At 59.9% G+C, this 12,846-nt stretch carries 14 protein-coding genes; 5 read left to right on the top strand and 9 right to left on the bottom strand.

What is annotated here, in order from left to right; genetic code table 11:
* Positions 1–3: 3 nt before the first annotated feature.
* From ACWHXP_RS09585 to lexA, 9 genes are all read right to left on the bottom strand, one after another.
* Positions 4–348 carry an EscU/YscU/HrcU family type III secretion system export apparatus switch protein gene (locus ACWHXP_RS09585; protein WP_034332781.1) on the bottom strand — a complete coding sequence of 115 codons (345 nt, stop codon included), beginning with the start codon at positions 346–348 and terminating at the stop codon, positions 4–6.
* Entirely contained in the window at positions 335–1,519 is a 1,185-nt protein-coding gene (gene fliK, locus ACWHXP_RS09580) for a flagellar hook-length control protein FliK (RefSeq protein WP_121039766.1), read from the bottom strand. Before fliK ends, ACWHXP_RS09585 begins: the two co-directional genes overlap by 14 nt.
* Positions 1,520–1,521: 2 nt before the next feature.
* The gene (locus ACWHXP_RS09575; protein ID WP_034332793.1) at positions 1,522–1,851 is read right to left on the bottom strand and encodes a flagellar protein FliT; all 330 of its coding nucleotides are present in this window, start codon (positions 1,849–1,851) and stop codon (positions 1,522–1,524) included.
* A 5-nt stretch (positions 1,852–1,856) separates the two neighbouring features.
* The gene (gene fliS / locus ACWHXP_RS09570; protein WP_034332785.1) at positions 1,857–2,318 is read right to left on the bottom strand and encodes a flagellar export chaperone FliS; all 462 of its coding nucleotides are present in this window, start codon (positions 2,316–2,318) and stop codon (positions 1,857–1,859) included.
* 28 nt (positions 2,319–2,346) lie between these two features.
* On the bottom strand, positions 2,347–4,416 hold the full coding sequence (gene fliD, locus ACWHXP_RS09565; RefSeq protein ID WP_134222213.1) for a flagellar filament capping protein FliD: 2,070 nt from the start codon (positions 4,414–4,416) through the stop codon (positions 2,347–2,349).
* Between the two features lie 231 nt (positions 4,417–4,647).
* The gene (locus ACWHXP_RS09560; protein ID WP_034332788.1) at positions 4,648–5,007 is read right to left on the bottom strand and encodes a flagellar protein FlaG; all 360 of its coding nucleotides are present in this window, start codon (positions 5,005–5,007) and stop codon (positions 4,648–4,650) included.
* Positions 5,008–5,085: 78 nt separating this feature from the next.
* Positions 5,086–6,174 carry a flagellin N-terminal helical domain-containing protein gene (locus ACWHXP_RS09555; RefSeq protein ID WP_489625362.1) on the bottom strand — a complete coding sequence of 363 codons (1,089 nt, stop codon included), beginning with the start codon at positions 6,172–6,174 and terminating at the stop codon, positions 5,086–5,088.
* Positions 6,175–6,496: 322 nt separating this feature from the next.
* Positions 6,497–8,479, bottom strand: coding sequence for a tetratricopeptide repeat protein (locus ACWHXP_RS09550; RefSeq protein ID WP_489633947.1), 1,983 nt, complete (start codon positions 8,477–8,479; stop codon positions 6,497–6,499).
* A gap of 202 nt (positions 8,480–8,681) precedes the next feature.
* Entirely contained in the window at positions 8,682–9,338 is a 657-nt protein-coding gene (gene lexA / locus ACWHXP_RS09545; protein ID WP_034332791.1) for a transcriptional repressor LexA, read from the bottom strand.
* 327 nt (positions 9,339–9,665) lie between these two features.
* Between lexA and rpsF the strand changes: the two genes are divergently transcribed.
* The 5 genes from rpsF (at position 9,666) to ACWHXP_RS09520 (ending at position 12,823) form a co-directional block, all read left to right on the top strand.
* On the top strand, positions 9,666–10,031 hold the full coding sequence (rpsF, locus tag ACWHXP_RS09540) for a 30S ribosomal protein S6 (RefSeq protein ID WP_006462645.1): 366 nt from the start codon (positions 9,666–9,668) through the stop codon (positions 10,029–10,031).
* A gap of 23 nt (positions 10,032–10,054) precedes the next feature.
* Positions 10,055–10,354, top strand: a complete 300-nt coding sequence (gene priB / locus ACWHXP_RS09535; protein ID WP_288066116.1) for a primosomal replication protein N — start codon at positions 10,055–10,057, stop codon at positions 10,352–10,354.
* A 55-nt stretch (positions 10,355–10,409) separates the two neighbouring features.
* On the top strand, positions 10,410–10,694 hold the full coding sequence (rpsR, locus tag ACWHXP_RS09530; RefSeq protein ID WP_006462643.1) for a 30S ribosomal protein S18: 285 nt from the start codon (positions 10,410–10,412) through the stop codon (positions 10,692–10,694).
* Between the two features lie 26 nt (positions 10,695–10,720).
* The gene (gene rplI / locus ACWHXP_RS09525; RefSeq protein WP_121039788.1) at positions 10,721–11,173 is read left to right on the top strand and encodes a 50S ribosomal protein L9; all 453 of its coding nucleotides are present in this window, start codon (positions 10,721–10,723) and stop codon (positions 11,171–11,173) included.
* Between the two features lie 204 nt (positions 11,174–11,377).
* Complete coding sequence (locus tag ACWHXP_RS09520; protein WP_039788420.1) at positions 11,378–12,823, top strand: replicative DNA helicase; 1,446 nt, start codon at positions 11,378–11,380, stop codon at positions 12,821–12,823.
* The last annotated feature ends 23 nt before the right edge of the window (positions 12,824–12,846 follow it).

The following is a 12,846-nucleotide window of genomic DNA, read 5'->3' as shown; positions in this document are numbered from 1 at the left end:
AATTCAGCGAGTAGGATCGCTTTCCCCAGAGGAATTATTGGAATAGTTTGACCCTGTATCATACATCACTGACCCGCTTAATTGCATATTTTCAATACGATATAGCCAGGCCAGCAATTCGGCGACAGTGCGGTACAGGGCGGGGGGGATTTGCTGGTCCAGTTCGACCTGCATCAGCAGCGAGACCAGTTCCTTCGATTCATGAACGTAGACGCCGGCATCACGCGCCCGCGCGATGATGGCTTCGGCCACCAGGCCGCGGCCCTTGGCCACTACCTGGGGGGCTGCCTGGCTGGCGTTGTAGGCCAGGGCCACGGCATTTTGCAGCGGAATATTAGGTTTCTCCATCGGCTTGCTTGACGATCAGGGAGTCGAGAGAGGTGCCGGCTGCCGCCATGGCATTGGCAAACAGGCCGGTGTTGCCGCGCAGGGCTGCGGTGGCAGCGTCATTGTCCGCCTTGACCTGCACGTGGATCTGCTGGCCGATCAGGCGGATCGAAGCCGAGACGCTGCCCAGGTGGGCGAAGTTGAAGCGCACCACGCTGTGCCAGGTGGGGGCGTTTTCGTCGTCGGTGGCACCCTGTTTCGGGGAGTCCTGGCCATGTTCCTGGTTGATTTCCCATTCCATCTTCTGGCCCGGCCAGACTTCGCCGTGCCAGACCACACGCTGCTGTTCCAGTGCATTGAGCTGGAGATTGATGATCTGCCCCAACTGGTTCTGGGCGGGGTCGCTGTCGCTGAGCAGGTTGATGTTGCCGCCCTGGCGCGCCGCGACCTGGGCTTGCGGTTCCTTCATCAGTTCGTCGGCCGGGCGCTGGCCGGCGGCCCAGGCAGCGACGTGCGATTCATAGAAGACTCCGCTGTGGGCAATGGCATCCTTCAGGGCCGAGGCCATCTGGTCGACAGGGACGCCGGCCTTGGGCAGCAAGGGTGTGGCCGCATTGATGTGATCGGTGACGTCGCCTTGTTGCGACGCGTGCAGCAGCGTGTCGATGAGACGGCCGGCGTTGCTGAGGGTGGTAGTGCTGCTGGCGGGCGGGCCGGACTGCCCCTGGCGCGCACCCTTGGCCTGGGCATCGGCGATGTCCTCGTTCTGGGCGATCTGTCCGGCACCGCTTTCGTCACGGGTGACGAACTGCAGCGACTTGAGGTCCTTCTGCATCGCGCGGCCGGCGGTGCTCAAGGCGACCGATGCACTTTCCTCGTCGGGACGGATGCTGCCTTCATTGACCGAGAAGGTCGGACGCGGATCCTTGGAGACCAGCGTCAGGGTCAGGGTGTCGCCGACCTGGGCGCTGTTGGGCAGCACCATGCGCGCCGCCGTATTGGCGATGCGCACCAGGAAGGTACCGTCGTTGAAGTTGGAGAGGATGCGGCCCGACATCTGCTGGCCGATCGCAATCTGGGCCAGGCGGCTGAAGGCTTCCTGCCGGGCATCAGCAACCGAAACGACGGCCGTGGCCGCTTCGACAGGATTGACGGGCTGGACGGCGCTGGCGATATCGGCCCGCGGCAACATGGTCAACTACCCATGCCGTAGGTATTGAGGAGCTTCTGTTCGGTCTGGTTGCTCTGGATCAGCGCCGACAGCTTGCGCAGTCCCGGTTCGGTGAGATTGCGGATGTCGCGGTCGTCTTCCAGGATTTTCTTGATGATGTCGACCTTGCGATGGCGCAGCGGCTCAGGCAGGGTGATGTTTTCCTCGCTGTCGCGCAGGCTGGCGATGTGCTTGCCGCACTGGGCTTCCAATGCTGCCAGCAGATCCCAGTCGCCGGCACGGGCGGCCGACAGCATCTCGTTGGTCAATTGCGAGATCGACTCATAGAGGGCGATGACGTCGTCACCGTTCATGTCAGTCATGCCTTTGCAAAGCTGGAAAGAGAAACATCCTGGGTCATGGCCATCGGCGGGGCAGCAGACTGCACTGCATTCGGTCCGATCTGTTCCCAGGCGGAGCGGATGTCGTCGAGCAAACCGTGGATTTCGTCGAGGATGGCCGGATTGTTCGTGGCATTGGCCTCGAACAGGCGGCGGCTCATGTATTCATACAGCGAATCCAGATTCAGCGCCAGTTCGCCGCCGACTTGCTTGTTCAGGCTGGCGCGCAGTCCATTGTCGATGATCAGGATGGCCTTGGTGATGGATTCGCCCTTGTCCTTGATATTGCCTTCGCCCATGGACTTCTTGCCCAAGGCGATGGCCACCAGTGCACCGTCGAAGAGCATGGTGATCAGCTTGTGCGGGCTGGCGGCGATCACGCCGGTTTCCACCCCGATGTTGGCGTAGGCATTGGCCCCGCGCTTCATGCTTCCGAACATGACGTTCTCCTATGTTCGCGGTGTCGCTTCAACTGCTCTTGGCCAGACTGGCCAATTGCTGGGTCAGGTAGCTTTGCGTGGACTGCATGCTGGCCAGCGTGACGTTGAGGCGGTTGAACTGATTGGTGTAGTCATCCTTCAGATTCGACAGGCGGGTCTGCACCGTGGTCTGGCGATCCTGATTGATCTTCAGGCTGGCCTGCAGGCCATTCGTCTTGGAGGCGATGATGCCGCTGTCACTCAACAGACTGGTCATCAAGGTCTGCAACTTGGTGACGATACCATTTTTGGACGACGTAGTGTTGGTCGTATCCGGATCGGTGCCAGTGAAGAGATTGGCAATGCCGGCGAAATTGTTGGTAGCCGCCGTGGCCAGCTTGGTGGAGTCCAGCGCGAGGGTGCCATCCTTCTGGAAGCTGATGCCGATGTCGGACAGGCTGCTGATTCCATTGCCGCCGTCCACTGTGGCGAACAGGGTATTGCGCAGCTGGTTCATGATGGTCTGCACCGACGACTCGCTGGCCAGCGGAGCCGAGTTGTTGGCCTGGCCCAGGGTGGTGGAGGGCGTCTGCGCAGTCATCCCGGCCACTGCCTTGGCCAGCGTGTTGTAGGCCGTCACGAAGCTGTTGGCGGCGGTGGTGATGCCGGAGGTGTCGTTGCTGATGTTCAGGGTGAAGTTGTCAGAAGAGGTGGTGACCTTGGCCAGATTGAGTGTCACGCCTGAGATCGCGTTCTCGACCTTGTTGCTGGTGCTGGTCACCGCCACGCCGTCGATGGACAGCTTGGCGTCCTGCGCCTTGAGCAACTGGCCCATGCCGCTCATGGTCAGTCCCGAATAATCGCCGCTGCCGGTCAGCGAGACTGCCGCCGTCGCACTGCTGCCAGTCGGAGTCAGTACCAGGTGGTTGTTGGTGCCGTCGTTGCTGATGGAGGCGGTCACGCCTGCGCTGGCGCTGTTGATGGCGCTCATGACCTGGTTCAGGTCAATGTTGCCGCTGCCATTGGCGGTCGGGTTGATGGCCACCGTGGTGTCGCCTACCTTCAGGCTCAGCGTGCCGGAGCTGTAAGTCTGGCTGGTGCTGACGTTGGGCGAGATCACGGTCCCGCTGGGGTCGGCGCTGAAGACGGAATAATTGCCGGTGCCGGTGATCTTGATGGTATTGGCCGCGCCGCTGTCCTTGGCAGTAATCACCAGGTGGTCGTTGGTGCCGTCGCTGACGATGGTGGCGTTCACGCCGGCATCGCTGCTGTTGATGGCATCGCGCACGCCAGCCAGAGTGTTGGTGGCAGGCTGGATGATCGCGGTGGAACCGGTGCCGGTCTTGATGGCCAGAATGCCGTTGTCAAAGGTCGTGCCCGGCGTGATGCTGGCCGAGCTCAATTTGGCCGTTTGCGCCAGTTGCGACACGGCCACCGAGTAGGTGCCGGATGCGGCTTTGGTGGCGTCGCGCGGGGCCTGGATCTGCGTCATGGTGCTCGGTGTCGAGCTCGACGGATCATAGGCAAATGCGGACAGGCTGTTGTTGGCCGTGACCTTGATGGTGTTGGCTGTGCCGCCGGTGGCCGATTCCAGGACCAGGTGGTCGCCACTGCCATCGGTGGTGATGGAGGCGGTGACGCCTGCCTTGGAGGCATTGATCGCATCACGTACGCCAGCCAGGGTCGAGTTGGCTTGCAGGGTGATGAAGGTGGGCGAATTGGTGCCGATCTTGATGGCGATCGAATCGCCGGCGTTGTAGGTCGTGCCGCTGCTTACGCCGGCCGACTGCAGTTTCTGCGCCAGGATCTTGGTCGAATCGTCGCTGTTGACATCGGCGGTGAACGGGTCGGTGGTCAGCGTGGTGCCGGTGCCGGCGTTGCTTACCGAACTCTTCTGGGAGCTGAAGCTGGCCGAGGTCAGTGAGGTGATGGCCGACTGATAGCTCGACAATGCGCTCTTGAGGCTGCCATAGGCGGAAATGAGGGTGTTGTAGCTGCTCGCCTGGGTGGTCAGCGGCGTCAGCTGTGTCTGGCTTTCGGCCGAGATCAGTTGACTGACCAGTGTGGAAACATCGAGCGGGCCTGCCGATGTGGAAATGGTGCCGGTGGAAGTCGCCACGGTTCAACTCCTGAAACTTTGCGTGAGGCACAGCGCTGTGCGGTTGTCCAGCGCGGTCAAGAGGAGATGGGCTCTCAAGTACGGCGTCGGGTAGGGCAGAGGGACGCTGTGCGGAATAACTATCTGAATCCGTTATGAACTGGGGTAGCCGATTCCGTCATGCGCAATGGACGGGCATTGACGCATGCGGTTGTTCAGCCACTGCAGTTCGTACCAGACTCGAGGGGATACTCAAGCCTTTTCCTTGATCAGCAAGCCTTGCATCTTGTCGATCGATTTGGCGATGGCAATCGCTTCTTCGCTGGGAATCTGGCGAATCACGGTGTCAGTAGCCGTATCGACAACCTTGATGATGGTCTTGCCGGTGTCCTGGTCTTTCGAGAAATTCAGTGCGGCAGCATTGGCGGCCGCAAAGTCGTTCAACTTGCCGACGGCATCGTTGACTTCACTTTCGGTTGCGCGGCGTGCTTCCGGAGTGGCCGCCGGTGCGACCGTCGATACCACGGGATCGGGCTTCTCGGCGGTCTTCGGTGCTGCATAGGCAGTACCGGAGTCACCAGCAGCAGTGATATTAAGTGGGGCAATCGACATGGTACTACTCCCTTCCTTAAAGGAACGTGCGGAGAATAAGGTCTATCCCCCGCACGTCATCCTACCTAGCTATCTGGCTTATTTCAACAGCGAGAGAACCTGCTGCGGTGCCGAGTTGGCCTGCGACAGCATCGCGGTACCAGCTTGCTGCAGGATCTGCGCACGGGTCAGGTTCGCGGTTTCCTGCGCGTAGTCGGTATCCATGATACGGCTGCGCGACGCGGTGATGTTTTCGCTCGACACTTGCAGGTTGCTGATGACCGCGCTGAAGCGGTTCTGCACTGCACCGAATTCTGCACGCTTGGAGGAGATCAGGCTGATGGCCTTGTCCAGGTTCTGGATGGCCTTCTGAGCGTCGCTCTGAGCGGACGGGGCGGCAACTGCCTGATCCAGCGACAGCTTGGCGCTGTCAACGGCAGCTTGCAGGGTCACGGCCGACGAAGCCAGTGCCGAGGAGGACAGGGACGAACCGGTAGCGAACAGGTTGTCCAGGGCAGCCTTGGCCGAGGTGTAGGTCGCTTGCGCGGTGCTCACGCCGGAGGTGTCGCCCAGACCGATCAGGCCCTTGGCGCTGGTGCCGATGACGGTAGCGATGGTGGAGTTGTTCGACAGGTCATCCAGGGTGATGGTGATCTGGTCGTTCAGCTTGTTGTCTTGCACGTTGGCGCCGACCTGGAACGACAGGGTCAGGGAGGCCGACACGTTGTTGGCGTCGGAGCCAGTACCGGCCGATGCGCCTTGGCCAACACCGGTGAACAGGTTCTGGCCGTTGAAGCTGGTGCCGTTCAGAACACGGAACACTTCCTGCGACAGCTGGGTGTATTCGTCGTTCAGGGTCTTGCGGTCTTGTGCGCTGTTGGTGCCGTTGGCTGCTTGCACAGCCAGTTCACGCATACGCTGCAGGTTGTCGCCGACGGTCGACAGAGCGCCTTCAGCGGTTTGCGCCATCGAGATACCGTCGTTGGCGTTACGTTGTGCAACTGCCAGACCCTTGATCTGGGAGTTCATGCGGTCGGCGATGGCCAGGCCGGCGGCGTCGTCCTTGGCGCTGTTGACGCGCAGGCCGGACGACAGACGTTGGATCGAGGTATTGAGCGACGACTGCGAGGAATTCAGGTTCCGTTGCGTATTGAGCGACGGAATATTGGTATTAATGACTGCTGCCATGTTAATTCTCCTAAGATTTGAGACCGATGATCCGAGTTTCAGTGCCTAACGTTGGTCTTCTACCCATGAGCCCCAGGCGTTTCAACCTCTGTTGATTGCTTTATCGGGCAGTCTTGGAAAAAGTTTAGGGCTTTTGCAAAAAATCTTTTTCAAGGCTTTCCGAACTAAAACTGCGTGCTTTGAAACTCCAAGCAAATCCTTTTTCGACGGCAATTCCAAAAACTTTAGGAAAATTGCTGTTGCGGCCAAGAAAAATGTTCCGAAAAGCAAAAACCGCCCGGGAAGGGCGGTTTCCTGCAATGGCTGGGCGCTCCTTGCCAGCTCAGCCTTGGGCTTTCTTATGTTGCAGCAGCGTTAATTCTTCGCCAACCTTTTTCAGGACCGAGTCCCAATCGCTGACTGCCGGCTGGCGGAACAGGCGCATGCCGGGATACCACGGGGAATCATCGCGGTCGTTGAGCCACCGCCAGTCGGGGACATGCGGCAGCAGTACCCAGGTGGGGTGGCCTAGTGCTCCGGCCAGGTGGGCCACCGAGGTATCCACGCAGATGACCAGGTCAAGATTGCTGATGGCGGCAGCGGTATCGGCGAAGTCCTGGCACTCATTGCCCAGGTCAAAGACGGGCCAATCGGTCGGCAATTCCTTCAGGCCGTCTGCCGGCTTGCCTTTTTGTAATGAATAAAACTCCATCCTGGGAATTTCAAACAACTGCTTGACTTTCTCCAGCGGAATCGAGCGATGGCGGTCATTGCCATGCTCCGGATTGCCGCCCCAGACGATGCCGACGCGCAGATTGTCCGCTGATCGTGTCAAGGTGGAAATCTTCTGCTTCCAGTGCGCCGCCAGCGACGCATCGGCAGACAGATAGCCTTTCGCATAGCGCGGGATATCCTCTACGCTATGGGTGCGCAGGGCATAGGGCAGGCTCATGAGCACATAGGCGCAGTCGCAGGGTGGCAGGGGGTCGCTTTCGCGCACCAGTGTCACTGCCGGTGTGAAGGATTGGAACAGGCGGTACAGAGGATTCTTCACATGCAGCGCCACGCTGGCACCTTGCTCCATGAGCAAGCGGGCATAGCGCAGGAACTGGATGCTGTCGCCAAAGCCTTGCTCGTGCATCAGCAGGATGCGCTTGCCCGCCAGCGAGGACTTGCCATCCCATTTCGGAATGACCTCGAACAGCTTGTGGATCAGGCGGTAGACGTGGGCGCGTTCCTTGGTGGTGAGGCGGCTCTCGTGGCACTCCCAGCCTTCCTCGAACTGTCCGCGCAGCAACAGGGTCAGTGCCAGGTTGTGCTTGGCGGTCGGGTAATTCGGCCGCAGCGCCAATGCCGTGCGGAAATTGCCGAGCGCATCGTCATAATCGCCATGATCGTGCTGGATCGCGCCGATGTTGTTGTAGGTGAGGGCGTGCTTGGGGTCCAGCGCCAGGGCCTGCTTGAACATGCGCATGGCATCGTCGAAGCGGTCGCCCGTGTTGAAGTAGCTTGAACCGAGCTTGACGTAGCCATTCGGATCCTTGGGCGCGATCTCGATGACGCGCAGCAGGTGTTCGTGAGCTTCTTCGATTTTGTTGATTTTCAGATAACTATCGGCGATCTTGTTGTGGGCGTAGGTGTCCTGGGGATCGAGCAGGATGGCGGTCTTGTGGGACTCTACGGCCTCCTTGTACATCTCCATGGCATGAAAGGCTTCGCCCAGGGCGGTGTGGGAGGGAGCGAAATTGATCTGGTATTCGAGCGACTTCAGAATCGTGGCGACCGCCTCGTCAAAGCGCCGTGCGTCGATCAGGGCGCGGCCCAGGTGCGACAGCGGGCCCGGCGCATTCGGTTCGCGTCGGGCCGCATCCTCGAAATATTTGATCGAGGCTTCCGGATCATTCTTTTCGTGCAGGGCATTGGCCAGGCCGATGCGTGCCGCCCGGTTCTCCTTGTCGATGGCGATGGCGCGCTCGTAGATGGCGATGGACTCGTCGATGCGATCCTGACTCAGCACCGTGCCGGCCAGGTTGCTCAGGTATTCGGCGTTGTTCGGATCGGCCTCGATGGCCTTGCGCAGGTATTGCTCGGCTTGGGCGAACTGGCCTTCCTGCATGGCGATCAGTCCGCGCGCGTGGTTGGCAAACACCAGATTGGGGGCGCGGGCCAGTACGGCTGTACAGATCGTCTTGGCTTCCTCGGTCTTGCGATTGTCGAGCAGGTCCAGACATTTGCGAACGTCCAGCAGATCCTGCAGGTTGGACTTGGCGGCCGCCGGGGCCGGAATATGTTTGCCGTGCTTGTTGCTGCTCTTGCGCGTCGACATCGAAAAGGGTCCTCTTGGTTGGGCGCATCCATTGCGCCGGGCATAGCTGTCCAGCAAGGATGATATGCGTAACCGGTCACAGGTGAAGAGCTAAATAGAAAGCAAAAAACCTCCGTTTTAAGCGGAGGTTCATGCATAAACAAGCGATCAGTCGCCGCTGGCAGCGTCTTTCCTGCGGTCGGGCCTGCGCGCCGGCCTGAATTCAGTTCCAGCTGCGCAGCAATCCCACGGCCAGTCCTTCGAGTGCGAACTGGTCGTCTTCCGGCTTGACGATGATGGGCTCGAATTCCGGATTCTCGGGGAAGAGGGTGATGACGCTGCCGCTCTTCTGGTAGCGCTTGACCGTGACCTCGTCAGCCAGGCGGGCCACCACGATCTGGCCATTGCGCGCCTGGTCGGCGCGCCGCACGGCCAGCAGGTCGCCGTCCAGGATGCCGGCGTCGCGCATGGACATGCCGCGCACCTTGAGCAGGTAGTCGGGCTTGGCCGGGAACATGGCCGGGTCGACCTGGTAAGTCTTTTCCACGTGTTCCTGGGCCAGGATGGGGGAGCCCGCTGCGACGCGCCCGATCAGCGGCAGGCTCAGCTGCATCAGGGCGGGATGGGGCAGGGCCATCTGGCGTGCAGTACTGATGCCTGTGGTACCTGATTCGCGCAGGCGGATGCCGCGCGAGGTGCCGGGGGAAATCTCGATGGCGCCCTTGCGGGCCAGGGCCTGCAGATGCTCTTCGGCGGCGTTGGCGGAACGGAAGCCCAACTCGGCAGCGATCTCTGCACGCGTGGGAGGGAAGCCGGTGTTCTCGATGGCGTTCTTGATCAGGTTCAGGATCTGTTCCTGGCGCGCAGTCAGTTTGAGCATGAGGGTGGCCTTTCTCGGAGGGAAGGCTGTCTGGATGAACAGTCTGTATTTTTATACAGGTGCAATCCTTGTGTCAACGGCAACATGCATATTCCGGGGCGGAAAAGGCAAGCTTTCTCATTTATATAGAGCGCGCTGCAACTGAAGAATCTGGTTTTGAGCCGCTGGCGGCGATGTGCAGGGCCCGCGTTGTGGCCCCGCGGCCGCAGTGGCGTGACGCTGGCATTGCTGTCAGGACGGAAACCTAGTATGATCTCGGGTTTTCCTCTTCCCACACCCGTCTTGACGCCGGGGTGGGCGTCTTCAATAAGTCCATAAGGAGTCTACATGCGTCATTATGAAATCGTATTTATCGTCCACCCGGACCAAAGCGAGCAAGTGCCGGCGATGATCGAGCGTTACAAGGGCATCGTCACCACCCGCGGCGGCAAGGTCCACCGTGTCGAAGATTGGGGCCGTCGCCAACTGGCTTACCAGATCCAGAAGCTGGCCAAGGCTCACTACGTCTGCCTGAACATCGAAGTCGACAGCGAAACGCTGGCTGAAATCGAAACCGGCTTCAAGTTCAACGACGCCGTCCTGCGCCACCTGACCGTCAAGATGAAGAAGGCCGAAACCGGTCCTTCGCCCATCCTGAAGGCAGTGCAGAAGGAAGACGCGGCCAAGAGCCGTACCGAAGCTCCGGCAGCTTAAGCGCTGCGACACCATAGCGGAGAGTGAACCAGCTTCAAGTCATCGCCAGCCTGGCCGAACGTGATGTATTGCGTTATACGCCGGCCGGTATCCCGATTGTCACTGCCAGGTTGCAGCATCAGTCGGAGCAGACGGAGGCTGGCATGAAGCGTCAGGTCGAATTCGAGATCGCGGCGCTGGCAGCGGGGGAAATCTCCGGTGCGCTCAACAGGGCGGCACTGGGTGAAGTCTTCCGGTTCACCGGCTTTTTGGCCCGCAGGAATCGCAACAGCAAGAGCGTCGTGTTTCATATCGTTGATTTTGGCCCGGTCGCGCCGGATTGAGCGGCGCAAGGTAGCCAAACAGACCTTACCCAATTTTTAGATACAGGAGCCAACCATGGCATTCGGTAAAAAGTTCGATAAAAGCAAGCTGAAAAACAAGCGCCAACAGCAAAACCCGCTGTTCAAGCGCAAGAAATTCTGCCGTTTCACCGCCGCTGGCGTTGAACAGGTCGATTACAAGGACGTGGACACCCTGAAGGACTTCGTCCAGGAAAACGGCAAGATCATGCCGGCACGCCTGACCGGTACCAAGGCCCACTACCAGCGTCAAGTTGACACCGCCATCAAGCGCGCGCGTTACCTGGCCCTGCTGCCGTACACCGATCTGCACAACGCCTAATCAGCGTCGAGAAATAGGAGAAAAACATGCAAGTCATTCTGTTGGAAAAAATCGTGAATCTCGGCGGTCTGGGTGATGTCGTGCGCGTCAAGGACGGTTTCGCACGCAACTTCCTGATCCCCCAACGCAAGGCCCGCCGTGCTACCGATGCAGCCATCGCTGAATTCGAAGCCAAGCGCGCTGATCTGGAAAAGGCTGCCGCCGAGAAGCTGGCCGCTGCCCAAGCCCAAGGCGAAAAGCTGGCCGGCGCTACCGTGGAAGTGTCGCAGAAGGCCGGCGTTGACGGCCGTCTGTTCGGTTCCGTGACCAACTTCGACATCGCTGAAGCCCTGGGCAAGAAGGGTTTTGCTGTCGAGAAGTCGCAAGTGCGCCTGCCCAACGGCCCGCTGAAGACCGTTGGCGAACACCCCGTGTCGGTGGCTCTGCACACCGACGTGGTGGTCGATGTCACCATCGCAGTCAAGGGCGAGCAAGCGTAATACGCCTGTTTGCTGCAATTCGTTTTGCAATAGAAAAGCCGGGTTCGCCTGGCTTTTTTATTGTCAGTTGTACCAAGACACGCCGCCACTGGCCATCGTCATGGCGCGGCTTGTCAATGGCTTCATATTGCATTCGTTCGCATGAAGCATCTGGTCGTGCAAAAACGTTCGGCCGGACCTACGGCTTCACATCAGCAGGTTATAATGCGCGCCATGAAAGAATCGTCCCGCGGCAATCCAGAATTTTTCCGTGGCCAGAGAGAGTCATCGGACCCCCAGCTCGATGCGCTCCGTGTGCCGCCCCACTCCATCGAGGCCGAGCAATCGGTGCTGGGCGGCCTGCTGCTGGACAACGCAGCCTGGGACCGTATCGCCGACTTCGTCAGCGCTGAAGACTTTTACCGCTACGATCACCGCATCATCTTCGAGCACATCGTCAAGCTCATCAACAGTACCAAGCCGGCCGACGTCATCACCGTCTACGAAGCCATGTCCACCAGTGGCAAGGCTGAAGAAGTGGGCGGGCTGGTTTATCTGAATGCACTGGCGCAAAACACGCCTTCTGCGGCCAACATCCGCCGCTATGCCGAGATCGTCCGTGATCGCGGCATTCTGCGCAAGCTCATCACCGTGGCCGACGAGATTTCCGGCAATGCCTTCAATCCGCAGGGCAAGGATGTGAAGTCCATGCTGGACGAGGCCGAATCCAAGATCTTCGCCATCGCCGAAGAAGGGTCGCGCGGCTCTCAGGGCTTCATGGAAATCCAGCCGCTGCTCACGCAAGTGGTCGAGCGCATCGACGAACTTTACAATCGCGACAATACCAGCGACATCACCGGCGTTCCGACCGGTTTCATGGATCTGGACAAGATGACCTCCGGCCTGCAGCCGGGCGACCTGATCATCGTCGCCGGCCGTCCTTCCATGGGTAAGACCGCTTTCTCGATCAACATCGGCGAACATGTCGCCATCGAGTCGGGCCTGCCGGTCGCCGTGTTCTCCATGGAAATGGGTGGCGCGCAGTTGGCCATGCGTATGCTGGGTTCGGTCGGACGCCTGGACCAGCACCGCCTGCGTACCGGCCGCCTGCTGGACGAAGACTGGCCGCGCCTGACGCACGCCATCCAGAAGATGAACGATGCGCAGTTCTACATCGACGAAACGCCGGCGCTGTCGCCCATCGAATTGCGCGCCCGTTCGCGCCGCCTGGCGCGCCAATGCGGCAAGCTGGGCCTGATCATCATCGACTACCTGCAGCTGATGTCGGGCAACGGCGGCAGCTCTTCTGAAAACCGCGCCTCCGAAATCTCGGAAATCTCGCGTAGTCTGAAGGGCCTGGCCAAGGAACTCAACTGCCCGGTGATCGCGCTGTCGCAGCTGAACCGCTCGCTGGAACAACGTCCCAACAAGCGTCCCGTGATGTCCGACTTGCGCGAATCAGGCGCTATCGAACAGGATGCTGACGTTATTTTGTTCATTTACCGTGATGAAGTTTACAATCCGGACTCGCCCGACAAGGGCACGGCGGAAATCATCATCGGCAAGCAGCGTAATGGCCCCATCGGCAGCATTCGCCTGTCCTTCCTGGGGATGTATACCAAGTACGACAACTATATCGGCAATCTGGCGCAGCCTTACGGCGGCGACTGATGCCATCGGCGGCGCGCCACCAG

The sequence above is a fragment of the Herbaspirillum sp. Her2 genome (assembly GCF_057961375.1).
This window is presented reverse-complemented; position numbering and strand designations above follow the sequence as displayed.